General features: G+C 73.2%; 26 protein-coding genes. 19 read left to right on the top strand and 7 right to left on the bottom strand.

Translation table 11 applies throughout. The features are described 5' to 3' along the window. From ehuB to pip, 6 genes are all read right to left on the bottom strand, one after another. A complete protein-coding gene (gene ehuB / locus E1291_RS09610) occupies positions 1 to 894 on the bottom strand; it encodes an ectoine/hydroxyectoine ABC transporter substrate-binding protein EhuB (protein WP_131737387.1) in 894 nt (297 codons plus the stop codon). Between the two features lie 266 nt (positions 895 to 1,160). Beyond that, entirely contained in the window at positions 1,161 to 2,066 is a 906-nt protein-coding gene (gene thpD, locus E1291_RS09605) for an ectoine hydroxylase (RefSeq protein WP_131737386.1), read from the bottom strand. Further along, positions 2,066 to 2,461, bottom strand: coding sequence for an ectoine synthase (locus tag E1291_RS09600; protein WP_131737385.1), 396 nt, complete (start codon positions 2,459 to 2,461; stop codon positions 2,066 to 2,068). Before E1291_RS09600 ends, thpD begins: the two co-directional genes overlap by 1 nt. 46 nt (positions 2,462 to 2,507) lie before the next feature. Then, complete coding sequence (gene ectB, locus E1291_RS09595; protein WP_131737384.1) at positions 2,508 to 3,770, bottom strand: diaminobutyrate--2-oxoglutarate transaminase; 1,263 nt, start codon at positions 3,768 to 3,770, stop codon at positions 2,508 to 2,510. A gap of 61 nt (positions 3,771 to 3,831) precedes the next feature. Beyond that, positions 3,832 to 4,380 carry a diaminobutyrate acetyltransferase gene (ectA, locus tag E1291_RS09590; RefSeq protein WP_131737383.1) on the bottom strand — a complete coding sequence of 183 codons (549 nt, stop codon included), beginning with the start codon at positions 4,378 to 4,380 and terminating at the stop codon, positions 3,832 to 3,834. A 522-nt stretch (positions 4,381 to 4,902) separates the two neighbouring features. Continuing rightward, positions 4,903 to 5,865 (bottom strand): prolyl aminopeptidase, encoded by a 963-nt coding sequence (gene pip, locus E1291_RS09585; protein WP_131737382.1) that lies wholly within the window; start codon positions 5,863 to 5,865, stop codon positions 4,903 to 4,905. 421 nt (positions 5,866 to 6,286) lie between these two features. On the opposite strand from pip, the gene E1291_RS09580 reads away from it, so the two are divergent. The 14 genes from E1291_RS09580 (at position 6,287) to der (ending at position 20,559) form a co-directional block, all read left to right on the top strand. Then, the gene (locus E1291_RS09580; RefSeq protein ID WP_131737381.1) at positions 6,287 to 7,921 is read left to right on the top strand and encodes a coiled-coil domain-containing protein; all 1,635 of its coding nucleotides are present in this window, start codon (positions 6,287 to 6,289) and stop codon (positions 7,919 to 7,921) included. 998 nt (positions 7,922 to 8,919) lie between these two features. Further along, entirely contained in the window at positions 8,920 to 10,623 is a 1,704-nt protein-coding gene (gene pyrG, locus E1291_RS09575) for a CTP synthase (RefSeq protein WP_131737380.1), read from the top strand. After that, the gene (locus E1291_RS09570) at positions 10,620 to 11,258 is read left to right on the top strand and encodes an NUDIX domain-containing protein (protein ID WP_242614047.1); all 639 of its coding nucleotides are present in this window, start codon (positions 10,620 to 10,622) and stop codon (positions 11,256 to 11,258) included. The genes pyrG and E1291_RS09570 overlap by 4 nt, the downstream gene beginning before the upstream one ends. Positions 11,259 to 11,438: 180 nt before the next feature. Then, positions 11,439 to 12,407 carry a site-specific tyrosine recombinase XerD gene (locus tag E1291_RS09565; protein ID WP_242614046.1) on the top strand — a complete coding sequence of 323 codons (969 nt, stop codon included), beginning with the start codon at positions 11,439 to 11,441 and terminating at the stop codon, positions 12,405 to 12,407. A gap of 146 nt (positions 12,408 to 12,553) precedes the next feature. Then, positions 12,554 to 13,420, top strand: a complete 867-nt coding sequence (locus E1291_RS09560; RefSeq protein WP_242614053.1) for a ParA family protein — start codon at positions 12,554 to 12,556, stop codon at positions 13,418 to 13,420. A gap of 20 nt (positions 13,421 to 13,440) precedes the next feature. Further along, on the top strand, positions 13,441 to 13,704 hold the full coding sequence (locus E1291_RS09555; RefSeq protein WP_242614052.1) for a hypothetical protein: 264 nt from the start codon (positions 13,441 to 13,443) through the stop codon (positions 13,702 to 13,704). Positions 13,705 to 13,896: 192 nt separating this feature from the next. Next, positions 13,897 to 14,439: a SecDF P1 head subdomain-containing protein gene (locus E1291_RS09550; protein WP_131737378.1), complete on the top strand. Its 543-nt coding sequence runs from the start codon at positions 13,897 to 13,899 to the stop codon at positions 14,437 to 14,439. Positions 14,440 to 14,570: 131 nt separating this feature from the next. Beyond that, positions 14,571 to 15,434, top strand: coding sequence for a segregation and condensation protein A (locus E1291_RS09545; RefSeq protein WP_242614051.1), 864 nt, complete (start codon positions 14,571 to 14,573; stop codon positions 15,432 to 15,434). Continuing rightward, complete coding sequence (gene scpB / locus E1291_RS09540; RefSeq protein ID WP_131737377.1) at positions 15,427 to 16,005, top strand: SMC-Scp complex subunit ScpB; 579 nt, start codon at positions 15,427 to 15,429, stop codon at positions 16,003 to 16,005. The genes E1291_RS09545 and scpB overlap by 8 nt, the downstream gene beginning before the upstream one ends. Continuing rightward, on the top strand, positions 16,002 to 16,733 hold the full coding sequence (locus E1291_RS09535) for a pseudouridine synthase (protein WP_131737376.1): 732 nt from the start codon (positions 16,002 to 16,004) through the stop codon (positions 16,731 to 16,733). The genes scpB and E1291_RS09535 overlap by 4 nt, the downstream gene beginning before the upstream one ends. 35 nt (positions 16,734 to 16,768) lie before the next feature. Then, positions 16,769 to 17,131 carry a chorismate mutase gene (gene aroH / locus E1291_RS09530; protein ID WP_131737375.1) on the top strand — a complete coding sequence of 121 codons (363 nt, stop codon included), beginning with the start codon at positions 16,769 to 16,771 and terminating at the stop codon, positions 17,129 to 17,131. A 115-nt stretch (positions 17,132 to 17,246) separates the two neighbouring features. Continuing rightward, positions 17,247 to 18,305 (top strand): prephenate dehydrogenase, encoded by a 1,059-nt coding sequence (locus tag E1291_RS09525; protein ID WP_242614050.1) that lies wholly within the window; start codon positions 17,247 to 17,249, stop codon positions 18,303 to 18,305. 170 nt (positions 18,306 to 18,475) lie between these two features. Continuing rightward, positions 18,476 to 19,138 carry a (d)CMP kinase gene (gene cmk / locus E1291_RS09520; protein WP_242614045.1) on the top strand — a complete coding sequence of 221 codons (663 nt, stop codon included), beginning with the start codon at positions 18,476 to 18,478 and terminating at the stop codon, positions 19,136 to 19,138. A gap of 32 nt (positions 19,139 to 19,170) precedes the next feature. Next, positions 19,171 to 20,559 carry a ribosome biogenesis GTPase Der gene (gene der, locus E1291_RS09515; protein WP_131737374.1) on the top strand — a complete coding sequence of 463 codons (1,389 nt, stop codon included), beginning with the start codon at positions 19,171 to 19,173 and terminating at the stop codon, positions 20,557 to 20,559. 32 nt (positions 20,560 to 20,591) lie between these two features. Here the strand turns inward: der and E1291_RS09510 are convergent, their stop codons facing one another. Next, the gene (locus tag E1291_RS09510; RefSeq protein ID WP_131737373.1) at positions 20,592 to 21,215 is read right to left on the bottom strand and encodes a hypothetical protein; all 624 of its coding nucleotides are present in this window, start codon (positions 21,213 to 21,215) and stop codon (positions 20,592 to 20,594) included. 109 nt (positions 21,216 to 21,324) lie between these two features. On the opposite strand from E1291_RS09510, the gene E1291_RS09505 reads away from it, so the two are divergent. The 5 genes from E1291_RS09505 to E1291_RS09485 all read left to right on the top strand — a co-directional run. Then, complete coding sequence (locus E1291_RS09505; protein WP_131737372.1) at positions 21,325 to 22,485, top strand: nucleoside 2-deoxyribosyltransferase domain-containing protein; 1,161 nt, start codon at positions 21,325 to 21,327, stop codon at positions 22,483 to 22,485. Positions 22,486 to 22,628: 143 nt separating this feature from the next. Beyond that, on the top strand, positions 22,629 to 23,048 hold the full coding sequence (locus E1291_RS09500) for a TOBE domain-containing protein (RefSeq protein ID WP_131737371.1): 420 nt from the start codon (positions 22,629 to 22,631) through the stop codon (positions 23,046 to 23,048). Between the two features lie 25 nt (positions 23,049 to 23,073). After that, positions 23,074 to 23,862: a molybdate ABC transporter substrate-binding protein gene (gene modA, locus E1291_RS09495; protein ID WP_207400649.1), complete on the top strand. Its 789-nt coding sequence runs from the start codon at positions 23,074 to 23,076 to the stop codon at positions 23,860 to 23,862. A gap of 13 nt (positions 23,863 to 23,875) precedes the next feature. Beyond that, a complete protein-coding gene (locus tag E1291_RS09490) occupies positions 23,876 to 24,709 on the top strand; it encodes an ABC transporter permease (RefSeq protein WP_131737370.1) in 834 nt (277 codons plus the stop codon). Further along, the coding region (locus E1291_RS09485; protein ID WP_242614044.1) for an ATP-binding cassette domain-containing protein at positions 24,706 to 25,119 on the top strand (414 nt) is incomplete at its 3' end. The genes E1291_RS09490 and E1291_RS09485, both read left to right, overlap by 4 nt.

The raw sequence follows: 25,119 nt of genomic DNA, 5'->3' as shown, positions 1-25,119 counted from the left end.
TCAGCCCTTGCAGAACTTGGCGGCGGTGTCGCCCGGGCCGGGGACCTCCGCCTGGGTGAAGCCGAACGGCCGCAGCACCGGCAGCAGCCGGTTGCCCGTCTTCAGCTCGGCCAGCTTGCCGTTGAAGGCGGCGAGCAGGTCCGCGTCCGCCTTGCGGAACGCGAACGCCCCCGCGCCTAGCTGCTCCTTGCCGTCGATGACCGGGACGAACGGCGCGGTGACCTCGTACGGCTCGCCCTGATGCTTGGACAGCACGTCCGCCAGCGAGATGCGGGTCAGCCAGACGCAGTCGACCCGTCCCGCCTTGAGGCCCTCGAAGGCGCTGGCCTGGTCGGCGAACGTCTTGATGTTGCTCTTCTTCACGCCGTGCTTCTCCGCGTATCCGCCCTCGACGGCGCCGGTCAGCACCCCGACCCTGACCCCCTTCTTCCCCGGGTCCTCCGGCTTGAGCAGCCCCTTCGGGTTGCCCTTGCGGACGAGAAAGGCGCTCTTGGCGACGTACTCGGGGTCGGAGAAGGCGACCGTCTCGCAGCGCTCGGGGGTGATGAACATGCCGGCCGCGATGACGTCGAACCGGCGGGCGCTGAGCCCGCCGATCAGGCCGCCGAAGTCGACCTGCACGCCCTCCACCTTGCCGATGCCGAGCTCCTTGAACACGACCCGGGCCAGCTCCGGCGCCTCGCCGGTCAGCTTCCCCGACTTGTCGGTGAAGCCGTAGGGCGCCTCGTTGGCGAACCCGACGGTGATCTTGCCGGACGAGCGGGCGCGCTCCAGGGTGCCGCCGCCCGAGCGCTCCTCGCCGGGGTCCGTCGTGGAGCAGCCCGCGGCGGCCAGCGGGACCGCGGCCGACAGCAGGACGGCGCCGCGCAGGAAGTCGCGTCTGGAGGAAGTCATCGTTGAACTCCTGGATGCTGTGGCACCGCGCCCCGCGAAGGGCGGGAGTTCCCCCGCGGGCGCGGGACCGGGGGTGGGGTCGGGGGGCGGAGACCGGGGCGGGAGCGGAAACCGGGGCGGGAGGAGGGGAGCGGGAGGTGGGGAGCAGAGGTGGGGAGCAGAGGTGGGGAGCGGAGGTGTGGGGAGCGGAGGAGCGGGAGGTGCGAGTGCCGGCGCCGGGCCCGGCCGGCGGTGTCAGACCGGCCGGGCCCGGCGGGACCGTCCGGTCAGTGGACGGGAGTGAAGTCCCTGGCCCCGATGAACGAGGGGCGCGGCGACGGCGCCGAGAACGGCTCGACGCAGGTGTTCTCCACGCTGTTGAACACGACGAACACGTTGGACCGCGGGAACGGCGTGATGTTCCCGTTGGAGCCGTGCATGCAGTTGCAGTCGAACATGGTCGCCGACCCGGCGGGGCCGGTGAACAGCTCGATGCCGTGCTTGTCGGCCAGGATCGACAGGCTGTTGGGATCGGGCGTGCCGATCTCCTGCCCGCGCAGCGACTCCTTGTAGTGGTCGGAGGGCGTCTCACCGACGCACGCCACGAACGTCCGGTGCGACCCCGGCATGATCATCAAGCCGCCGTTGTGCACGAAGTTCTCGGTCAGCGCGATGGAGATGCTCACCGCGCGCATCCGCGGCATGCCGTCCTCGGCGTGCCAGGTCTCGAAGTCGGAGTGCCAGTAGAAGTCCTTGCCGGTGAACCCCGGCTTGTAGTTGACGCGGCTCTGGTGGACGTACACGTCCGAGCCGAGCAGCTGCCGGGCCCGGCCGACCACCCGCGGGTCGCGGACGAGCGCGGCGAACACCTCGCTGATCCGGTGCACCTCGAAGATGGAGCGGACCTCGTCCGAGCCGCGCTCGGTCACCGTGCGCTCGTCGGCCAGGATCACCGGGTCCGAGGCCAGCCGGCGCAGCTCGGCCCGGTAGTCCTCGACCTCCTCCGGCGCGAGCAGCGCGTCCACCGACAGGAACCCGTTCGCGTCGAACGACTCCAGCGTCGCGGCGTCGATGGGACCGTCCTGCGGTCCGCCGTACACGACCGGGTCCTGCCGGTACAGCAGCGCGGCCTCGGCGGCCTTGCGGGTGGGGTAGGCGTCGTCGATGGACGGGTGCGACTCGATGATGCTCATCAGGCGTCCTCCTCGGTGAGCAGGGGATAGACCCCGTTCTCGTCATGGACCTCCCGGCCCGTACAGGGCGGGTTGAAGACGCAGACGGTCCGCACGTCGGTGTGGGCCCGCAGGGTGTGGTGCTCGTGCCCGTCCAGCAGGTACATCACCCCGGGCTCGATGTGGTGCTTCTCGCCGGTCTCCTCGTTGATCAGCTCGCCCTGGCCCTCGATGCAGTAGACGGCCTCGATGTGGTTCGCGTACCACATCCGCGTCTCGGTGCCCGCGTACAGCACCGTGTCGTGCAGCGAGAACCCGACACCCTCCTTGGCCAGCACGAGCCTGCGGCTGGACCAGGTCTCGGCCCGGACTTCGCGGTCGGTGCCGACGGTCTCGGCGAGGGAACGAACGATCATGAATCTCCTCTTTCGTGTGCGTCGTCGTCCGGCACGGGCGTCGCGCTCAGACGGCCACCTTCGCCCGGACGGCCTCCACCGAGTCGGCGATGATCTCCAGCCCGCGGGACAGCTCCGTCTCGGTGGTGGTGAGCGGCGGCAGCAGCTTGACCACCTCGCCCTCCGGCCCGGAGGTCTCCATCAGCAGCCCGCGCTCGAACGCCTCCGCGCACACCCGCGGCGCGAGCGCGGCGTCGCTCATGACCAGGCCCCAGGCGAGGCCGCGGCCGCGGACCGCGTCGACCGCCCCGGCGTGCGCCAGCGCGATCTCGTTCAGCGCCGTCTCCACCTGCTGGCCCTTGGCGAGGGTCTGCTTCTCCATCCCGGCGCCGGTCCAGTGGTCCTCCAGCGCGCCGACCGCGGTGACGAACGCCGGGTTGAACCCGCGGAAGGTGCCGTTGTGCTCGCCCGGCTCCCACACGTCCAGCTCGCGCCGCATCAGCGTGACCGCGAACGGCAGCCCGTAGCCGCTCAGCGACTTGGACAGGCAGACGATGTCGGGCGTGATCCCGGCCTCTTCGAAACTGAAGAACGGCCCGGTGCGGCCGCAGCCCATCTGCACGTCGTCGACGATGAGCAGGATGTCGTGCCGGCGGCACAGGTCCTGCAGGCCGCGCAGCCACTCGGCGGTGGCCACGTTGATGCCGCCCTCGCCCTGCACGGTCTCCACGATCACCGCGGCGGGCTTGTCCAGCCCGCTGCCGCTGTCGTCCAGCATCGTCTCGAACAGCAGGAAGTCGGGCGTGCGGCCGTCGAGGTAGTTGTCGTAGGGCATGGCCACGCCATGGCCCAGCGGTACCCCCGCGCCGGTCCGCTTCATCGAGTTCCCGGTGACGGCGAGCGCGCCGAGCGTCATGCCGTGAAAGGCGTTGGTGAAGCCGACGATCGTCTCGCGGCCGGTGTACTTGCGCGCCAGTTTCAGCGCCGCCTCGACCGAGTGGTTGCCCGCCGGACCGGGGAACTGAACCTTGTAGTCGAGCCCGCGAGGGCTCAGCACATACTCGTTGAACCGTTCCAAGAACTCCCGTTTCGCGGTCGTGTACATGTCCAGGCTGTGCACGATCGCGTCCCTGGCCAGATAGTCCATCAGGCGGCGTTTCAGCTGCGGGTCGTTGTGCCCGTAGTTGAGCGTTCCCGCGCCGGCGAAGAAATCGAGGTAGGTCCGTCCGTTCTCGTCGGTGATGTGGCTGCCCTGGGCGGTGGTGAACACCGCCGGCCAACTTCTGCAGTAGCCGCGTACTTCCGATTCCATTCGGGCGAAAACGTCCATGATCTGCCTCCGGCAGGTGGGGAGTGAAGAGGAACGGACAGGATGGTCGGGGAGGCCGCGGTCACCCGGCGGCGCTGAACGGGCCGATCCGGAACAGTGCCTCGGGCTCGTGCGCCCCGCCGGGGAAGTGCTCCGCACCGAACAGGGGGCCGCGCTCCAGCGGGCAGCCGCGGTCCCGGGCGAACGACTCGAACATCGCGGTGGAAGCCTTGTTGCCAGGGGTCACCGTCGCCTCCAGGAAACGGTGGCCACGGGCGGCGAGCCGGTCGCCGAGCCGGTCGAGCATGTCGCGGGCCAGGCCCCGGCCGCGGTGCGAGGCGTCCACGGCCACCTGCCAGACGAAGAACGTGTCGGGCTCGGCCGGACGGACGTAACCGGTGATGAACCCGCGCGGCACCCCGTCCACCCGAGCCACCACCGAAGTGTCGGCGAAATCGCGGCACCAAAGGGTGTAGCTGTAGGGCGAGTTCACGTCCAGGACTCGTGAGTCCCGGGCGAGGCGCCAGAGCGCGGGGCCATCGGAGAGGCTCGGCTCCTGGAGTTGCACGTCCACGTTCGTCTCGTCACGGTCGGGGCGTCGGGTCGGTGTTTCCAGGGGTTGCGCTGCCATATCCAGGAAACTTAGCGAAATCCCGTGGATGCTGCTCTTGATTGTTATCTAGGTGATGTTTGGCGGCATCCGGAAGTGGGTATGGCAATACGCTTGGCTCGTTCCGAGGATTTCTTAGCGGTGTTAACGCGCCGACGGGATGACCTTTTCTCCCTGCTACGCAGGCGGGACTGCCGAAAAGGCGTCCGGAACCGCGTGCGGCCGGTCTGCGCGTCACTTTAGTGTTCTGCCGCCGATTGGCGAGAGAATTTATGTATCGGTTGTGTGAGGTGAATCACGTGGATTCGCGGTCAACGCCGGACCGGCCACGGGCGTCGCGCTGTGTCCGCTGAGGTCGTCCGGCTCACCCGCCGAACCCGGTGTCACCGGGCCGGGTGAGAAACGATGCGTCCTCATCATCCCTGTTTGGTACCCCTGAAGCGTGCCGCCGAGCGCAGGCGTCATTCAACCTTTAGTAAGGCTCGGCTTGCCGCGGAGTAAGCGGGTGCGGGGCCTCGCGCGGGCGCGGGACCCCGCCGTGCCTCAGCGGGCGAAGCGGTCCGTCGCCTCGATGAGACGGTGCAGGATGCCCGGCTCGCTGAACGCGTGCCCCGCGTCGTCCACCATGTGGAACTCCGCCTCGGGCCAGGCGCGGTGCAGGTCCCAGGCCGTCGCGGCCGGCGTGCACACGTCGTAGCGACCCTGCACGATGACCGCGGGGATGTGGCGGATCAGGTCCACGTCACGGATGAGCTGCTCGTCCTCGAAGAAGCCCTCGTTGACGAAGTAGTGGTTCTCGATGCGCGCGAACGCCACCGCGTAGTCCGGCTCCGCGAACTCCGCCGCCAGCTCCGGGTCCGGCCGCAGCGTGAGGGTCGACCCCTCCCACGTCGACCACGCCCGGGCCGCCGCGACCCGCACCTCGCCGTCCGGCGAGTCGAGCCGCTCCCGGAAGGCGGAGAGAAGGTCCTCGCGCTCGTCCTCGGGGATCGGCTCGACGTACTTCTCCCACAGGTCGGGGAACAGCAGCGAGGCGCCCTCCTGGTAGAACCAGTACAGCTCGAACGGCCGCAGCGTGAAGATGCCGCGCAGCACCAGCTCCGTCACCCGCTCCGGGTGCTTCTGCGCGTACGCCAGCGACAGCGCGCTGCCCCAGCTCCCGCCGAACACCAGCCAGCGCTCGATCCCCAGGTGCTCGCGCAGCCGCTCCATGTCCGCCACCAGGTGCCAGGTGGTGTTCGCCTCGAGCGACACCTCCGGATCCTTGGCGTGCGGCAGGCTTCGCCCGCAGTTGCGCTGGTCGAACAGAACGATCCGGTACGCCTCGGGGTCGAACTGGCGGCGATGCGCCGGAGTGCACCCGCCGCCGGGGCCGCCGTGCAGCATGACCGCGGGCTTGCCGCCCGGGTTCCCGCAGACCTCCCAGTAGATCTGATTGCCGTCGCCGACGTCGAGCAGCCCGGAGTCGTACGGCTCGATCGGCGGATACAGGGTGCGAAGCTCCATGGTGCGCGATTCTCCCACCGGGTCCCCCACGACCCGCGTTTCTCCCTCCCGGGCCGTGTCCGGCGCCGCCGCGCCGTGAATTTCCGGTCGCGTGTCGCCGCGCCCACCCGATGTGACGCGCGGCACCGTAGCGCCCTGTCCACGGGCGCCCACGGGCCTTGATCAGGCCCCCGGCGTGCGCGAACTCGTCACGAGGATCACGAAAGCAAACCCCAAACTGGGCAAACGTTCCGCGGCTCGGCACTAGAGTGCCTTTCGTGAGCGAAGCGACGAGCCGTAGGGCGAGGAGTGAAGCGAGCACCATGACCATGACGGCCCCGCGAACGCGGCTCCGAGCCGCCAGGCGAGGAACACAGTGAGTGAGCTGAACGGATCGGGTGGTTCGCGCGGAGTCCCGGACGCGGGCTCCCCTTGGCCCGCGATGGGACTCGACCCCGGCCGCGGGTCCGACGTGCCCGTGCCGGCCGCCCAGCAGCCGATACAGATGGCCAAGCCGAAACCGGAGCCCGCGCGCCCCGAGGTCGAGCAGCCCGAGGCCCAGCCCTGGGACATCGTCGAGCGGCTCCGCCAGATGGCCGACCTCATCGGCGACGCGCTCGCCGCCGGGGAGCGCAAGGTCAGCGAGGCGCAGACCGACGCCGCCTCGCAGATCGCCGCGGTCCAGGCGGAGAAGGAGTCGGCGCAGCGGGACGCGGCGGCGGCGTGGGGTGAGGTGCAGCGCGCCCGTGGTCAGGCCGAGCAGGCCGACCGCCGTGCCGTCGACGCCGAACGCCGTGTCGCCGAGGCGCAGACCGAGTCCGCCTCGCAGATCGCGGCCGTCCAGGCGGAGAAGGAGTCGGCGCAGCGGGACGCGGCGGCGGCGTGGGGTGAGGTGCAGCGCGCCCGTGGTCAGGCCGAGCAGGCCGACCGCCGTGCCGTCGACGCCGAACGCCAGGTCGCCGACGCCGAGCGCCGCGCCGCCGAGGTCCAGAACGAGGCCGTCGCCCAGATCGCCGCGATCCAGGGCGAGAAGGAGACGGCCCAGCGCGACGCGGCCTCTGCCTGGAACCAGGCCCAGCAGGGCCGCGCCCAGGCCGACCAGGCCCGTGGCCAGGCCGAGCAGGCGCGCGTCCAGGCCGACCAGGCGCGCGCGCAGGCCGACGCGGCACGCGCCCAGATGGAACAGGCGCAGGCCCAGGCCGAGCAGGCCGAACGCCGCGTCGCCGAGGCCGAGGCCACCGTCCGCCAGGCGATCCAGCAGCGCGACGCGATGAGCGAAGCCCGCGACGACGCGCTCCGCGCCGTCGAGGACGCCGTCACCGGCCGCCGCTCCGCCGAAGCCGAACGCGACCGCGTCACCGACCAGGCGTCCGAACTGTCCCGCGCCCTGGAATCGGCCCACGCCGAGCTCGCCGCGCTCCGCGCCAAGGTCACCGACGCGGAGATGACCTCTCAGAACCTCCAGCACGCCGTCGTCGCCGCCGGCAAGGAGGCCGACGAGACGCGCCGCCGCGCCGACGCCGCCGAACGCCGCGCCGCCGAATCCGAGCGCCGCGCCCAAGAGTCCGAGCGCCGCGCCCAGGAGTCCGAACGCCGTGCCCAGGACGCCGAACGCCGCGCGGACGTCGCCGAGTCCGAACGCCAGCAGGCCCTCGACACCGCCGCGCACTCGCTCGAAGCCGCCAAGAAGGCCGAACGCGAACGCGACACCAACGCCAAGGCCAGAGAGGCCGCCGAACGCGGTCGCGAAGCCGCCGTCCAGGCCCAGGCCCGCACCGAGTCCGAGCTGACCCTCGCCCGCGGCCGCGCCGACCAGGCCGGACGCGAACGCGACAAGGCCGTCGCCGGCATGCGCCAGATGGCCGCCGAACGCGACGCCATCGCCGAGAAGCTCGCCGAACGCGACCAATGGGTCGACCAGCTCGCCCAGGCCGTCACCGAACAGCGCGCCTCGATCGCCGAACTGTCCCAGGAACGCGACGCCGCCCGCACCGCCGCCGACCAGGCCCGCTCGCTCATCGACGAACTCACCCGACAACTACGCACGATCATGCCCACGGCGGCTCCCAGAATCTAAGCAGGACCCTCGGCGTCGGGCGCTGGGGCGCCCTCCTTCAACGGGACCTGCGCGATCGCTGGCATCGCTCCGGCTCGCCTGGGGGCTCGCTGCGCGATCAGGTTCTCGCACGCTCGAACCTGGCTTCGCACGCGATCGCAGCGGTGCGTCGTTGCGGGCTGAGCTTCAGGCCGGGTCGTTTGTCGCGGTGTTCTTGGCGTCGGGCGTCCTTTTTGTGTGGACGCTGCGGTGATCGTTGGCATCGCTTCGGCTTGCTTGGGGGGCTCGCTGCGCGATCAGGTTCTCGCTTCGCTTGAACCTGGTTTCGCACGCGATCGCGGCGTTGGGTCGTTGCGGGCCGGGGGCAAACTGGGGCTTCGGGGGCGCCGTTTGGCGGCGTTGGGTGGTGGGCGCGTCCTTCGCTGAGGGGCGGGGCGACCGTTGTGTGCTTTCGGTTCGTGTGAGGGTTCGCCACGCGATCGGTTCTTGCTCCGCTTGGACGGGGCTCCGCCCGTGATCCTTGGGCGTGTTGCGGTGTTGGGGCTGGGCGTCCTTCGTCGGTCGGCGCCGCGGGGGTTGCTGCGTCGCTTCGGCTCGTCTGGGGGGCGGTGTGCGATCGGGTTCTCGTTTTGCTTCGCACCTGGTCGGAGCGGGTCGCCGCGAGGGGCGGGCGGGCTCGGGCTCGAGGTGCCGCGCTGGGTGATCAGGTTGCGGGTTCGGGCTCGGATCGCTGCGCGGGCGGTGCCGGGTTCTTGTGTGATTTTTGGGGTGGTGGGGGCGTTTGGGGTGGCTCTTTGGGGGGCGTCTTATCTGGGGGGAAGGGGCGCTCGGCACCCTTTTGTTGGGGGTCTGTGGGGTGGGGGCGGGGCGGGGTTTGTGGGGGCTTGTGGCTTCTGACCAGGGGAGGGGCGCGGTGGGGAGGCGCGTCCCGGGACGGTGCACCCGTGGGCGGCTGTTATCCTGGTGGCCCGTGGACAGTGCGGTACCGTCCGCCTCGTAACGACCACGGGAGTGTCTTCTTGCCTTCGGCAGCCACTGGTAGGTCACGTCCTACCAAGCATCTGTTCGTCACCGGCGGTGTCGCCTCCAGCCTCGGCAAGGGACTGACGGCGTCGAGCCTCGGGCGGCTTCTCGCGCTTCGCGGCCTCCGGGTCACCATGCAGAAGCTCGACCCCTACCTCAACGTCGATCCCGGCACGATGAACCCGTTCCAGCACGGCGAGGTGTTCGTCACCGACGACGGCGCCGAGACGGACCTGGACATCGGGCACTACGAGCGGTTCCTCGACACCGAGCTGCACGGGTCCGCGAACGTCACCACCGGCCAGGTGTACTCCAACGTGATCGCCAAGGAGCGGCGCGGGGAGTACCTGGGCGACACCGTCCAGGTGATCCCGCACATCACCAACGAGATCAAGGACCGGATCCGGGGGATGGCGACCACCCGGGACGGCGCCCCCGTCGACCTGGTCATCACCGAGGTCGGCGGGACCGTCGGCGACATCGAGTCGCTGCCGTTCCTGGAGTCGGTCCGGCAGATCCGGCACGAGATCGGCCGGGAGAACTGCTTCTTCCTGCACGTGTCGCTGCTGCCCTACATCGGCCCGTCCGGAGAGCTGAAGACCAAGCCGACGCAGCACTCGGTCGCCGCGCTGCGCTCCATCGGCATCCAGCCCGACGCGATCGTGTGCCGGTCCGACCGGCCGATCACCGACGGGCTCAAGCACAAGATCAGCCTGATGTGCGACGTCGACCGCGAGGCCGTGGTGTCGGCCGTGGACGCCGCCAGCATCTACGACATCCCCAAGGTGCTGCACGCCGAGGGGCTGGACGCCTACGTCGTCCGGCGGCTCGGCCTGCCGTTCCGCGACGTCGACTGGGGCGCCTGGGACGAGCTGCTGCGCCGCGTGCACCGGCCCGCCCGCGAGGTCACCATCGCGCTCGTCGGCAAGTACATCGACCTGCCCGACGCCTACCTGTCGGTCACCGAGGCGCTGCGGCACGGCGGGTTCGGCAACGACGCCAAGGTCCACATCCGCTGGGTCAAGAGCGACGACTGCGAGACCTCCGACGGCGCCAAGCGCGAGCTTGACGGCGTCGACGGCGTGCTCGTCCCCGGCGGGTTCGGGGTGCGCGGCATCGAGGGCAAGCTCGGTGCCGTCCGGTACGCCCGGGAGAACCGGGTGCCGCTGCTCGGCATCTGCCTCGGCCTGCAGTGCATGGTCATCGAGGCGGCCCGCACGCTCGGCGGGCTCGCCGACGCCGGCAGCGCCGAGTTCGACGCCGCCACCGGAAACCCCGTCGTGGCGACCATGGCCGACCAGGTCGACGTGGTCGCCGGCGAGCGCGACATGGGCGGCACGATGCGGCTCGGCCTCTACCGGGCCGACCTCGCCGAAGGGTCGGTCGTCCGGGCGCTGTACGGCGCGGCCGAGGTCTCCGAGCGGCACCGGCACCGGTACGAGGTCAACAACGCCTACCGCGACCGGCTCGAGCGGGCGGGCTTGCGCTTCAGCGGCCTGTCGCCCGACGGGCGGCTCGTGGAGTACGTCGAGCTGCCCCGCGACCAGCACCCCTTCTTCGTGGGCACCCAGGCGCACCCGGAGTTCCGGTCCCGGCCGACACGGCCGCATCCGCTGTTCAGCGGCCTGGTGTCGGCCGCGATCGACTACGCCGAGGCCCGCAGCGGCGAGAGCGGCCTCGGCCGGGTGACCGCGCCGTGAGCGGCCTCGGCCCCGGCGACGTCCGCGACCGGCCCGAGCGCTGGACGGTCACCGAGGAGTCCACCGCGTTCGAGGGGCACGTGTTCGACGTCCGCCGCGACCGGGTCGAGATGCCCCGCGGCGACGGCGTCGAGATCGTCGGGCGGGACGTCATCGTGCATCCCGGCTCGGTGGGCGTCCTCGCCCTCGACGACCGCGAGCGCGTCCTGCTGCTGCGCCAGTACCGGCACCCCGTCGCGCGGCTGCTGTGGGAGGCGCCCGCGGGCCTGCGGGACGTGGCCGGCGAGCCCCCGCACAAGCTCGCCGAGCGCGAGCTGCTGGAGGAGGCCGGATACCGCGCCGAGCGGTGGGACACGCTGGTCGACGTGTTCCCCTCGTCCGGCATGTCCGACGAGCGGGTGCGGATCTTCCTGGCCCGCGGTCTCACCGAGGTGCCCGCCGACCAGATCGACTTCGAGCGGGTCCACGAGGAGGCCGACATGCCCGTCGTGTGGGTGCCGCTGGACGAGGCCGTCCGCAAGGTCCTCGCGGGCGAGGTGCACAACATGGTGGCCGCGACGGGGATCCTCGCCGCGCACGCCGCGCGGGCCTCCGGGTACGGCGGCCTGCGGCCCGTGGACGCCCCCGAGGACTGACCGCGCCCCCCGCCCGCCCGCCGCGGGCGGGGGCGTCCGACTCGCCCCGGATGAGGGTCTCCCCGCACCCCGGGACGCGGCATGATGGGCACGTCCCCGACGGCCGGCCCCAGCCCGGGCCGCCGGACGCCCACCGCCGGAAGAGGTGCCGCACTGTCCCCGAGCACGACCGGCCGCAGCGTGGCACGGCCCCCCGCAGACGACGCCGGCACGGGCTCGGCCCTCGGCTCCGCCGTCGGCACCTACCTGGGACACCTCGCCGTCGAGCGGGGGCTCGCCGCCAACACCCTCAGCTCCTACCGGCGTGACCTGCGCCGATACGTGCTCGTCCAGGAGGCGAGGGGCCGCACCGCCATCGGTGAGATCACCGAGGACGACGTCCGCGCGTTCCTCGTCGGACTGCGCGAGGGTGACGAGGAGCACCCGCCGCTGTCGGCGGGCTCGGCGGCGCGCGCGCTGGTCGCCGTGCGGGGCCTGCACCGCTTCGCGCTGCGCGAGGGCCTGGCCGCGGGCGACCCCGCCCACGACGTCAAGCCGCCCACCCCGCCGCGGCGGCTGCCCAAGGCCATCGGCCTGGACGAGGTGGAACGGCTGCTCGCCGTCGCCGCGGGACCTGCCGAGGGTGAGGCGGGCACCGCGCGCGGGCTGCGCGACCGCGCCCTGCTGGAGCTGTTGTACGGGTCGGGCGCCCGCATCTCCGAGGCGGTCGGCCTGGACGTCGACGACCTCGACCTGCGCGAGGGGTTCGCGCGCGTCGCCGGCAAGGGCGGCAAGGCGCGGGTCGTCCCCATCGGCGACTACGCCCGCGCGGCGGTGGACGCCTACCTCGTGCGGGCCCGCCCCGAGCTCGCCCGCGCGGGCCGCGGCGGGCCGGCGCTGTTCCTCAACGCCCGCGGCGGGCGGCTGTCCCGGCAGGGCGCGTGGATGGTGCTGCGCGCCGCTGCCGACCGGGCCGGGCTGAGCGAGGTCTCCCCGCACACGCTCCGTCATTCCTTCGCCACGCATCTGCTGGACGGGGGAGCGGACGTGCGGGTGGTGCAGGAGTTGCTCGGGCACGCCTCCGTGACGACGACGCAGGTTTACACCCTGGTCACCGTGCAGGTGCTGCGCGAGGTCTATGCCACGTCCCATCCGCGCGCGAGGAGCTGACAAATCCCGACGATCGGCGCGCGTCGGCTTGTGAGGCGGAGAGAGGGGGCCTAGAGTCCCCGTTCTGGATGGCAATTCCGGGCCCGCCGCGGAGGAATCTGGTGACCAGCACGAAGGCAGCGGAGGGGGTTCTCTCCTCCGCCACCATAGAGACCGACCCGAGCCGAGCCCTCGGGCCCACCCAGCGACCCGTGCCCGTGTTCCCGGAGCCGGAGCCGCTGGCCGAGCACGGGCCGGCGCGGATCGTCGCGATCTGCAACCAGAAGGGCGGCGTCGGCAAGACCACCACGACGATCAACCTGGGCGCCGCGCTCGCCGAGTACGGCCGCCGCGTCCTGCTCGTCGACTTCGACCCGCAGGGCGCCCTGTCGGTCGGTCTCGGCAAGGGCGACCCGCGCCAGCTCGACATCACGATCCACAACCTGCTGCTCGAGGCCGACACCGAGTGGGAGGACGTCGTCATCGAGACCGGCGTCGACGGGATGGACCTGCTGCCGAGCAACATCGACCTGTCCGGCGCGGAGGTGCAGCTCGTCCACGAGGTGGGCCGCGAGTACATCCTGCAGCAGGCGCTGAAGTCGGCCGTGCCGCACTACGACTACATCCTCATCGACTGCCAGCCGTCGCTCGGCCTGCTGACGGTCAACGCGCTGGCCGCCAGCGAGGGCGTGCTGATCCCGCTGGAGTGCGAGTACTTCGCCATGCGCGGGGTGGCGCTGCTGATGGAGACCATCGACAAGGTGCAGGGCCGGATCAACCCCGAGCTCGTCATCGACGGCGTCCTCGGCACGATGTACGACTCGCGGACGCTGCACACCCGCGAGGTCCTCGGCCGCATCGTCGAGGCGTTCGGCGACAAGGTCTTCCACACCGTCATCAACCGCACGGTGCGGTTCCCCGACGCCACCGTGGCGGGGGAGCCGATCACGTACTTCGACCCCAACTCGATGGGTGCCAACGCGTACCGGGGCCTGGCACGGGAGGTGCTCGAGAGGTGGGCTCACGTCGGGTAAGGCTGCCCGGTGTCGAGGAGATCTTCCGCCCGACCGCGCCGCCGCCGCCCGACCCGGTCCGCCGGCCGACCGGCCGGCAACGCCATGACTCCAAGATCACGGTGTACCTGTCCTCGGACGAGCTGCTGGCGCTGGAACAGCTCCGGCTGGCGCTGCGCGCCGACCACGCGCTGGCCGTCGACCGGGGGCGGCTCGTCCGCGAGGCCGTCGCCATGATGATCTCCGACGTCGAGGTGCACGGCGAGAACAGCACGCTGGTGCGGCGGTTGCGCGCGGGTTCCTGACCCCCGCCGGAACGTCCTAGACTGCCAACGATCTTTCCGCGCCGCCGAGCAGCCGTAGGGATTCGCATGGCCCATCCCCCTGGCCCGCCGTCCGCTCCGCCGCCGCCTCCCGGGTTTCCGCCGCCGCCCCCGGGGTTTCCGCCTCCGGGGTTCCCGCCGCCCCGCGCGGGCGGCCCGCGGACCCTGGTGATCGTGCTGCTCGCAGGGGCGGCCGCCGTCGTCCTGGCGATCGCGGGCGTCATCGGGTTCCTGGTCCTGCGCGGCGAGGACGAGGACCCCGCCGCGGGCGGGCCCGTGGACCTGCGCGAGCCGCTGACGTTCCAGGAGGTCGCCGCGACCGCGCCGGCGCCCTGCGCGGCCGGGATGCTCCCGGACCCCGAGGAGGCCACCTGCTACCGCCTGGGCGCGTCCGCGATGACGGTGCGGCGGCTGGAACGCCTGCGGATCCTGGGCCCCGACGCCGCGCACGGGCAGTCCGGCTGGCGCCTCGCGCTGACGCTGACCAGGGCCGACGCCGCCGGATTCGGCCGGATGAGCGGGCAGGCTGCGGCGCGTCCCGACGGCTCGCCCGGCCGGCGGATCGCGATGGTCGCCGGCGGCCGGGTGCTGTCCGCGCCGGCCATCCAGGGCGGCCCGATCACCGGCGGGGACCTGGAGATCAGCGGATCGCGGCTGTTCACCCGGCCCTACCTGGAGGACCTCGCCCGCCGGCTGAGCGGGCGGCGGGCGCCCTGACCCCGGCGGCGCGCCGTCACCCCGGGTGATCGTCCGCGGTGCGCGCGCCCGCCGGGCGTGGGACGATGTGGCCGGTGACCGCACAGCCGCAGGAGAGGGAGGACGGCGTGGCCTCCGCTACCGTGGGCGACGTGGACGCGACGCCGCCCGCCCGGGAGGCCGCGCAGGAGCAGGACGGCCAGGGGTTCCGCGTCCACCTGGACAACTTCGAGGGCCCCTTCGACCTGCTGCTCGGCCTGATCTCCAAGCACAAGCTCGACATCACCGAGGTGTCGCTGCACAAGGTCACCGACGACTTCATCGCGCACATCCGGTCGCACGGCCGGGAGTGGGACCTCGACCAGGCCAGCCACTTCCTGCTGGTCGCCGCGACCCTGCTGGACCTCAAGGCCGCCCGCCTGCTCCCCTCCGGCGAGGTCGACGACGAGGAGGACCTGGCGCTGCTGGAGGCCCGCGACCTGCTGTTCGCGCGGCTGCTGCAGTACCGCGCGTACAAGGAGGTCGCGCAGGTGATCGCCGGGCGGATCGCCGAGCAGGACCGGCGGTTCCCGCGGCTGGTGCCGATGGAGCCGCGCTTCGCCGGGCTGCTGCCGGAGGTGCTGCTCGGCCTCGGCCCCGAGCAGTTCGCACGGCTGGCGGCCAAGGCGCTCACCCCCAAGGCGCCGCCGTCGGTGTCGGTCGAGCACATGTACCAGCCGAGCGCCAGCGTCAAGGAGCAGGCCGCGATCGTGGTGGCGCGGCTGCGGCGGCTCCGCAAGACCACCTTCCGGGTGCTGGCGGCCGACGCCGAGGGCACCTACGAGGTCGTCGCGCGGTTCCTGGCGCTGCTGGAGCTCTACCGCGAGCGGGCCGTCACGTTCGAGCAGCTGGAGCCGCTCGGCGAGCTGCACGTGACCTGGACCGGGACCGACGAGGGCGACGTCGAGGTCGGCGACGACTACGAGGGCGCCCGGGCACCGGAGAAGGACCGGAAGGACGAGGGAGACGATGACTGAGGAGCCCGCCCCGGCCGGCGAGGCGGAGGCACCCGGCGTGCGGGCCTCGATCGAGGCCGTCCTGCTCGTGGTGGACGAGCCGGTGGCCGAGATCACGCTGGCGCAGCTCCTGGAGCGGCCGCGCGCCGAGATCGGCGCCGCGCTGCGCGAGCTGTCCGCGGAATACACCGCGCAGGGCCGGGGGTTCGATCTGAGGGAGGCCGCCGGCGGATGGCGGTTCTACACCCGGGACGCGTGCGCCCCGGTGGTGGAACGGTTCGTCACCGACGGCCAGCAGGCGCGGCTCACCCAGGCCGCGCTGGAGACGCTCGCCGTCGTGGCCTACCGGCAGCCGGTGAGCCGCGCGCGCGTGTCGGCGATCCGGGGCGTCAACAGCGACGGGGTCATGCGGACCCTGATGCTGCGGGGCCTGATCCAGGACGTCGGGCAGGAGCCGGAGACGCAGGCGCACCTCTACCGCACCACCGGGTACTTCCTGGAGCGGCTGGGGCTGCGCGATCTCGACGAGCTGCCCGAGCTCGCCCCCTACCTGCCCGACGACCTGCCCGACGACATAGTTGAGGACAAGTGACCGAGAACGAGGGCGTGCGCCTGCAGAAGGTGCTGGCCGAGGCCGGGATCGGCAGCCGCCGCCACTGCGAGGAGCTGATCGGCGAGGGCCGCGTCACGGTCGACGGGAAGAAGGTGTTCCGGTTCGGCGAGCGCGTCGACCCGCGCAGCGCCGTCATCCACGTCGACGGCAAGCGGGTCGAGACCCGCGCGGAGATGCGCTACTACGCGATCAACAAGCCGCGCGGCGTGGTGAGCACGATGGCCGACGAGCGGGGCCGCAAGTCCCTCGCCGACTACGTGGACGTGCCCGAGCGGCTGTTCCACGTCGGCCGCCTCGACACCGACACCGAGGGCCTGATCCTGCTCACCAACGACGGGGAGCTCTCGCACCGCCTGACCCACCCGAGCTACGGCGTCTTCAAGACCTACCTCGCCGAGGTGCACGGGCCGATCCCGCGCGACCTCGGCAAGCGCCTCAGGGCCGGGGTGACGCTGGACGACGGCCCCGCCAAGGCCGACCGGTTCCGCATCTTCGACCAGGTCGGCAGGCGGATCCTGGTGGAGATCACCCTGCACGAGGGGCGCAAGCACATCGTCCGGCGGCTGCTGAAGGAGGTCGGCTTCCCGGTGCAGCAGCTGGCGCGCATCGAGTTCGGCCCGATCAAGCTCGGCTCGCTGAAGCCGGGGACGATGCGGGCGCTGACCGTCCACGAGGTGGGCGAGCTGTACAAGGCCGTCGGCCTGTAGGCCGGGCGGACCGAGGACGAGGAGGGGAACGAGCTGTGGCGGTACGCGCGGTCCGTGGGGCGACGCAGATCGACGCCGACGAGCGGGACCAGATCCTCTCGGCGACGGCGGAGCTGGTCGCCGAGGTGATGGCCCGCAACGAGCTGAGCACCGACGACGTCATCAGCGTGATCTTCACGGTGACGCCGGACCTGACGGCGGAGTTCCCGGCGCTCGCCGCGCGCAAGCTGGGGTTCCACGAGGTGCCGCTGCTGTGCGCGACCGAGATCGGCGTCCCGCACGCGCTGCCCCGGGTGATCCGGCTGATGGCGCACGTGGAGACCGCCCGGCCGCGGTCGGAGATCCAGCACGTGTACCTGCGCGGCGCGACGGCCCTGCGCCTCGACATCGCGCAGTAGGGTGGCCGCCGTGAGCGAGGGCAGCGAGGACGAGGGCAGCGTGAACCAGGTGGGGGCCTCCGGGCCCGCGGGCGCGGGCGGCGAGCCCGGAGGCGGCGCGCTCGGCCGCGTCGTCGTGATCGGGACGGGGCTCATCGGCACCTCGATCGCGCTGGCCGTGCGCGAGCGCGGCGCCGAGGTCCTGCTTGCCGACCGTGACCCCGCGGCACTGGCGATGGCCGTGGAGCTCGGCGCGGGCGAACCGCTGCCGGACGGCGCCCTGGACCGGCCCGCCGACCTGGCGGTGCTGGCCGTGCCGCCCGCCGCGGTCGCCGTCGGCCTCCTGGACGCGCAGAAGCGCGGCCTGGCCGCCGCCTACACCGACGTGGCCAGCGTCAAGCGGCTGCCGCTGGAGCAGGCCGCCGAGCTGGGCTGCGACCTGTCCGCGTTCGTGCCGGGGCACCCGCTGGCCGGGAGCGAGCGGTCCGGGCCGTCGGCGGCCCGCGCCGACCTGTTCCTCGGCCGTCCGTGGGCGCTGTGCGCGACGCCGCGGACCGCGCCGGAGGCGGTCGCGGCCGTGACCGCCCTCGCCCGGGACTGCGGCGCGATGCCGGTGACGGTCGACGCGGCCGAGCACGACCGGGCCGTCGCGCTCGTCTCGCACGCGCCGCACGTGGTGTCGGCCGCCGTCGCGGCCCGCCTCACCGGCGCCGACGACGTGGCGCTCGGCCTGTCCGGGCAGGGCGTGCGGGACGTCACCCGGATCGCGGCCGGCGACCCGCGGCTGTGGATCGGGATCCTGTCGGCGAACGCGGCGTCCGTCGCGGACGTGCTGGAGGCCGTCGCCACCGACCTGGCCGTGGCCGCCTCGCTGCTGCGCGACGGCAGCGAGGAGGCCGCCCGGCACGTCGCCGACCTGCTGCTGCGCGGGAACGCGGGCCGGTCCCGGATCCCCGGCAAGCACGGCGGGGACGCCTCCGCCTACGCCACCGTCCAGGTGGTCATCCCGGACCGCCCCGGCGAGCTGGCGATGATCTTCCAGGCGGCGGGGATCGCCGGGGTCAACATCGAGGACGTGACGATCGAGCACTCGCCGGGCCGCCCGCTGGGCGTCCTGGAGATCTCGGTCGTGCCGGGCGAGGCCGAGCGGCTGGCCACCGAGCTGCGCGGCCGCGGCTGGTCGGTCCCCGGGTAGCGGCCTCCCGGGGCCCGGACGGGCCGTGGCGGTGGCCGCGGCCCGGTAGCCTGATGGGCTGGGGCCTGTACGAGGGACCTGTACGAGGGACACGTACTCACGCACCGGCGCGGCGCTGAACGCCGCCCGCCCGCCGCCGGCGGGCACCCACGCAGAGAGAAGGAGCGATCGTGCCGCTCGTCATCGCCATGGACGGCCCCTCCGGGTCGGGCAAGTCCAGCGCGTCCAAGGGCGTCGCCCGCGCGCTCGGGCTGCGCTACCTCGACACCGGTGCGATGTACCGCGCCGTGACGTGGTGGATGCTGCGCAACGGCGTGCCGGTGGAGGACGCCGCCGCCGTGGCGGCGCGGGCCCAGGACCCGGTGCTCGAGTCCGGCACCGACCCCGACGGGCCCACGATCACCGTGGACGGCGCGGACGTGTCCGGGCCGATCCGCACCCGCGAGGTCACCAACGCCGTCAGCGCCGTCAGCGCCGTCCCGGCGGTCCGCGCGCGGCTGGTGGAGCTGCAGCGGGAGATCATCGGGGCCGGGGGGATCGTGGTGGAGGGCCGCGACATCGGCACGGTCGTCGCCCCGGACGCGCCGGTCAAGGTGTACCTCACCGCCAGCGACGAGGTGCGCGCGCGGCGCCGCGCGAAGGACCTGGCGGCCGACCCGGGCGCCTCGGTGACCGTCACGCTGGACGAGCAGGCCCGCCGGGACCGGCTGGACTCCACCCGCCGGGCGTCGCCGCTGGCCGTGGCCGCGGGCGCGCACGAGATCGACTCGACCGAGCTGACGCTCGACGAGGTCATCGAGGCGGTCGTCCGCCTCGCCAAAGAGCAGGAGTGAGCGGGCGCCCGCAGGCCCGTGGGGACGAGACAGTGAGCGAATACGAGATCGAGACGGTCGACGTCGTCGAGGACGTCGACGAGGACACCGGCCCCGCGCCGGTCATGGCCGTCGTGGGACGCCCGAACGTCGGCAAGTCCACCCTGGTCAACCGCATCCTCGGGCGCCGTGAGGCCGTCGTGGAGGACGTGCCGGGCGTGACCCGCGACCGGGTCGCCTACGACGCGACCTGGTCGGGACGGCGGTTCACGGTCGTCGACACCGGCGGCTGGCTGCCGGACGCGTCCGGGCTGGCCGCGGCCATCGCCGAGCAGGCGCGGCTCGCGGTCGACCTCGCCGACGTCGTGATGTTCGTGGTCGACGCGACCGTGGGCGCCACCGACGTGGACGAGGCCGTGGTGGAGATCCTGCGCCGCGCCGGCAAGCCGGTGGTGCTGGTGGCCAACAAGGTCGACGACGTGGGCGCCGAGGCGGACGCGGCGCTGCTGTGGTCGCTCGGCATCGGCGAGCCGCACCCGGTCAGCGCCCTGCACGGGCGCGGCAGCGGCGACCTGCTCGACGCGGTGCTGGCGGCGCTGCCCGCCCCGGCTCCCGCCGAGACGTTCGGCGAGCCGGACGGCCCGCGCCGGGTGGCGCTGCTGGGCCGGCCGAACGTCGGCAAGTCCAGCCTGCTGAACCAGCTGGCGGGGGAGACCCGCGCCGTCGTGGACGCCGTGGCGGGCACGACCCGCGACCCGATCGACGAGATGATCGAGCTCGGCGGCCGGACCTGGCGGTTCATCGACACGGCGGGCATCCGGCGGCGGCACCGGGAGAACCAGGGCGCCGACTTCTACGCGACGCTGCGGACCCAGTCCGCGCTGGAACGCGCCGAGGTCGCGGTCGTGCTGGTGGACGCCGCCGAGCCGCTCGCCGAGCAGGACCTGCGGATCATCACGATGGTGGTGGAGTCGGGCCGGGCGCTGGTCGTCGCCTACAACAAGTGGGACCTGCTGGACGAGGAGCGCCGCCACTACCTGGAGCGCGAGATCGACCGGCAGCTGCACAACGCGCGGTGGGCGCCGCGGGTGAACGTCTCCGCCAAGACCGGCCGGCACATGGAGAAGCTGGTTCCCGGTATCGAGACGGCGCTGGAGGGCTGGAGCACCCGCGTCCCGACGTCCAAGCTCAACCAGTTCTTCGCCGACCTGGTCAACTCCCACCCGCACCCGGTGCGCGGCGGCAAGCAGCCGCGCGTGCTGTTCGCGACGCAGGCGGGGGTGCGGCCGCCGCGGTTCGTGCTGTTCACCTCCGGGTTCCTGGAGGAGGGGTACCGGCGGTTCATCGAGCGGAGGCTGCGCGAGGAGTTCGGCTTCGCGGGCACGCCGCTGGACATCACGATGAAGATCCGCGAGAAGCGCGGCAAGAACGCCAGGAAGTAGCCCGCCGCCCGGCCCGGTCACGGACGGGGCGGCTACAGGTCGGGACGGCCCCGCTCGCCCGCCACGGGCCGGTCGCCCGGGAACGGCGGCGCCGGGCGGGGCACCGGACCGGGCGGGGTGTTCTGCCGGGCGTAACGCCCGTACACCAGCGGCTGCGTCGTCTTGTGGTCGCCCTCGGGCGGCTCGCCGGACGCCTCGGCCTCCCGGGCCCCGGCGCCGGTGGCGCGGCCGAGCGCCAGCGCGCCGAGGAACACGATGACGACGCCGAGGGCGGTGAATCCGGACAGCTGCTCGGCGACCCGCCGCCCCTCCTGCGCGCCGAGCGGATCGCCCACGCCGTGGACGTCCCACAGCGCGGCGACCGGTCCGCCGACCGTGAACCAGGCCCCGCCCAGCACCGCGAGCGCCGCGCCGGCGGCCACGACGGCGCGGCGGCCCCCGGCGAGCACGACGAGGCCGCCGAGGACGGTGGCCGCGGCCGGCGCGATGCTGAGCTGCAGCCGGCCGGTGTCGAAGACCCACGGGTCGTCCGGTGCGAATCCGAAGTCGAGGTAGGGGCCGGCGAAGGGCAGCGACCCGCCCCACAGCCCGAGTACCACCAGCAGCATCCCGGCGGTGATGCTCCGGGCGCGCGGTGCCCGTCTGGTCCCAGCCATGATCGCTCCTCTTGATCCGGCTGTGTGATTCTTGGTGTGAAACCCCTTTACCCGGAGCGGACCGCCCCAAGCGCGACGCTCTACGGCGCATTGAGAGGAAACCGGCTTCATGGCGCCTGACGTTCACGTCGTCCACGCCCGGGAGGAGCCGCCGGACGCCTGGGACGCGGCGGTGTTCCTGGCCGGGCCCACGCCCCGCGACGCCGCCGTCCCGTCCTGGCGGCCGGACGCGGTCGCCGAGCTGCGCCGCGGCTGGCGCGGCGGGCGGCTCGTGGTCTTCGTGCCCGAGGACCCACGCCGGCGGTACGCCGACTACACCGGTCAGGTCGAGTGGGAGGAGCGCTGCCTGCACCTGTCGGACGAGGTCCTGTTCTACGTGCCGCGCGAGCCCGTGACCATGCCCGCCTTCACGACCAACGTGGAGTGGGGCATGTGGCACGACAGCGGCCGCGCGGTGTTCGGCGCCCCGCCGGACGCGCCCGGCAACCGCTATCTGCTGCACTACGCGCGCAAGCGCGGCGTGCCCGTCGCCGACGACCTGCCGGGCACCGTGGCGGCGGCGCTCGACCGGATCGGGACCGGCGCGCCGCGGACGGGCGGCGAGCGGGAGGTGCCGCTGCTGCTGTGGCGCGGCGAGCCGTTCCAGCGCTGGTACGCGGCGCAGCGCGGCGCGGGGAACGTCCTGGTCGGCGCGCGGGTGGTGTTCCGCTTCGGCGTGTACTGGGGCCTGCACGCGCGGGTCCACGTCGCGGCGGAGGACCGGGTGAAGGACAACGAGATCGTGATCGCGCGGCCGGACATCTCGGTCGTCGTGCTGCACGGCCCGCCCGCCGCGCCGGAGGAGACCGAGGTGGCGCTCGTACGGGAGTTCCGCGTCCCGGGCGCCGCGGCGGACGGGTTCGTGCACGAGCTGCCCGGCGGGTCCGGGCCGGGCGGGCCGCTGCGGACGGCGGTGGCGGAGGTGGCCGAGGAGACCGGGCTGGTCCTCGCGCCCGACCGGCTGCGCGCGCACGGCGCGCGCCAGGTCGCCGCCACTACGTCCGCGCACCGGGCGCACCTGTTCTCCGCCGAGGTCACCGCGGGCGAGCTGGCACGGCTCCGCGCGGCGGGCCCGCAGGGCGTGGCCGCCGACGGTGAGATCACCCGCGTCGAGGTCCGCCCGTTCGGCCGGATCGTCCGGGAGGGGCTGGTGGACTGGGCGACGATCGGAATGATCGCCCAGGTGCTCGCCGTCCGGCCGGATCCGAGCGACGGCGCGACGGCCCGCTGACCGGTCCGATGGGAAGGGCTGACGGGCGCTGTCCCGAAGGTCCATGGGTAGCGCAGATGCCAGAGATGTCGCACCGATGGCCTTGCATCTTCCAGCCTTGAGGCGATGCAGGGCTCGCAGAAGCGAGGCGCTAACCTGGGCGCGTGACGACGTTCAGGATCAGTGAGGCGGCGGCGTTGCTCGGCGTCAGCGCCGACACCGTCCGGCGCTGGGTGGACGGCGGGCGCCTGCCGGCCGAGCGCGACGAGCACGGCCACCGGCGGGTCCCGGGCACCGAGCTCGCCGCGTTCGTGCGCGGCCAGGCGCGCCAGGGCGCGGGCACGGCCGGCCCGCCCGACCAGGCCGAACGGTTCTCCTCGGCGCGCAACCGGCTGCGCGGCATCGTCACCGAGGTCGTCCGGGACGGGGTGATGGCCCAGGTGGAGATCCAGGCCGGCCCGTTCCGCGTGGTCTCGCTGATGAGCCGGGAGGCCGCCGACGAGCTCGGGCTGCGCGTGGGCGTGGTCGCGGAGGCCGTCGTGAAGTCCACCAACGTCGTCGTCGAAGTCGCCGAGCCGGGCTGACCCCGGCTCCCCCCGAGGAGGACACGTGTTCAAGCGCATCCCGGCCGCCGTCGCGGCCCTGGCGGCCGCCGTGCTCGCGGGCGCGGCGGGCTGCGGCGACACCGGCGGGGACGACGAGTCCCGCCCGAGCGGCCCGAGCGGCGGCGGGACCCTCACCGTCTTCGCCGCGGCCTCGCTCACCGAGACCTTCACCGCCCTCGGGAAGTCCTTCGAGGGCTCCCACCCCGGGGTGAAGGTCAAGTTCAACTTCGGCGGCAGCTCCGGGCTGGCCCAGCAGATCACCCAGGGCGCGCCCGCGGACGTGTTCGCCGCCGCCAGCCCCGCCACCATGAAGACCGTGACCGACGCGGGCGACGCCGCCGCGCCGCAGGTCTTCACCCGCAACCGCCTGGTCATCGCCGTTCCCGGCGACAACCCCGGCAAGGTCGCGAAGGTGAGCGATCTCGCCCGTCCCGGCCTGAAGGTCGTGCTGTGCGCCGAGCAGGTCCCCTGCGGCGCCGCCGCGAAGAAGGCGCTGGGCGCGGCCGGTGTCACGGTGCGGCCCGCCTCGCAGGAGCAGGACGTCAAGGCCGTCCTCACCAAGGTGCGGCTCGGGGAGGCCGACGCCGGGCTCGTGTACCGCACCGACGCGCGCGCGGCGACCGGGCAGGTAAAGGGCGTGGAGTTCGCCGAGTCCGCCAAGGCGATCAACGACTATCCGATCGCCACGGTGGCCAAGGCGCCGCACGCCGCGCTGGCGAAGGAGTTCGTCCAGCTCGTGCTGGGCCCCGTGGGGAGGGCGGAGCTGACGCGGGCGGGGTTCGAGTCGCCGTGAGGCCGTCCGGGCGATGGTGAGCCTCCGGAGGCGCCCGCCGGGCCGGGCTCCGGCGGCCGACCGGCTGCCGGGCCGGCCGCCGTGGATCCTCGTCCTGCCCGCCCTGGCCGGGCTCGCCTTCCTCGTGCTGCCGCTCGCGGGGCTGCTCGTCCGCGCGCCGTGGTCGACGCTCGGGACCCGGCTGGGGGAGCCGCAGGTCCTGGAGGCGCTGCGGCTGTCACTGGTCAGCGCGACCCTCGCCACGGGACTGTGCCTGCTGTTCGGCGTGCCGCTGGCGTGGGTGCTGGCGCGGGTGCCGTTCCCGGGCGCGCGCCTCGTCCGGGCGCTGGTCACCGTGCCGCTGGTGCTTCCCCCGGTCGTCGGCGGCGTCGCGTTGCTGCTGGCGCTGGGCCGGCGCGGGCTGGCCGGCCGCTGGCTGGACGAGACGTTCGGGATCACGTTCCCGTTCACCACGGCCGGGGTGGTGCTGGCCGAGACGTTCGTCGCGATGCCCTTCCTGGTGATCAGCGTGGAGGGCGCCCTGCGCGCGGCCGACCTGCGCTACGAGGAGGCCGCCGCCACGCTCGGCGCGAGCCGCTGGACGATCTTCCACCGGGTCACGCTGCCGCTCGTCGCGCCGGGCATCGCGGCGGGCGCGATCCTGTGCTGGGCCCGCGCGCTCGGCGAGTTCGGCGCGACGATCACGTTCGCGGGCAACTTCCCCGGCCGGACGCAGACCATGCCGCTGGCCGTCTACCTGGCGCTGGAGACCGACCCGCAGGCGGCGATCGTGCTCAGCCTGGTGCTGCTCGCCGTCTCGGTGCTCGTGCTGGCCGCGCTGCGCGACCGGTGGGTGAGCACCACGTGACCGGCACCGGCGGCCCGGACGCGGGATTGGACGCGGGGCCGGACGCGGGGCTGGACGCGCGGCTCGTCGTGCGGCGCGGCGCGTTCGACCTGGATCTCACCCTCACCGCGGCGCCCGGCGAGGTCGTCGCGCTGCTCGGCCCGAACGGCGCGGGCAAGAGCACGGCGCTGCGGGCGCTCGCCGGCCTCGTCCCGCTCGCCGGCGGGCACGTCCGGGTCGACGGAACCGACCTGCGCCCGCTGCCGCCCGAGCGGCGCGGCATCGGCATGGTCTTCCAGGACTACCGGCTCTTCCCGCATCTCAGCGCGCTCGACAACGTCGCGTTCGGGCCGCGCTGCCAGGGCGCGGGCAGGCGCGCCGCCCGCCGCGCCGCCGCCGGATGGCTGGAGCGCGTCGGGCTCGCCGAGCAC

The organism is Actinomadura roseirufa, from assembly GCF_900659635.1.
In the GTDB taxonomy this organism is placed as follows: domain Bacteria; phylum Actinomycetota; class Actinomycetes; order Streptosporangiales; family Streptosporangiaceae; genus Spirillospora; species Spirillospora roseirufa.
Note: the sequence above shows the minus strand (reverse complement) of the source record. Positions and strands in the feature narration are given on the sequence as shown.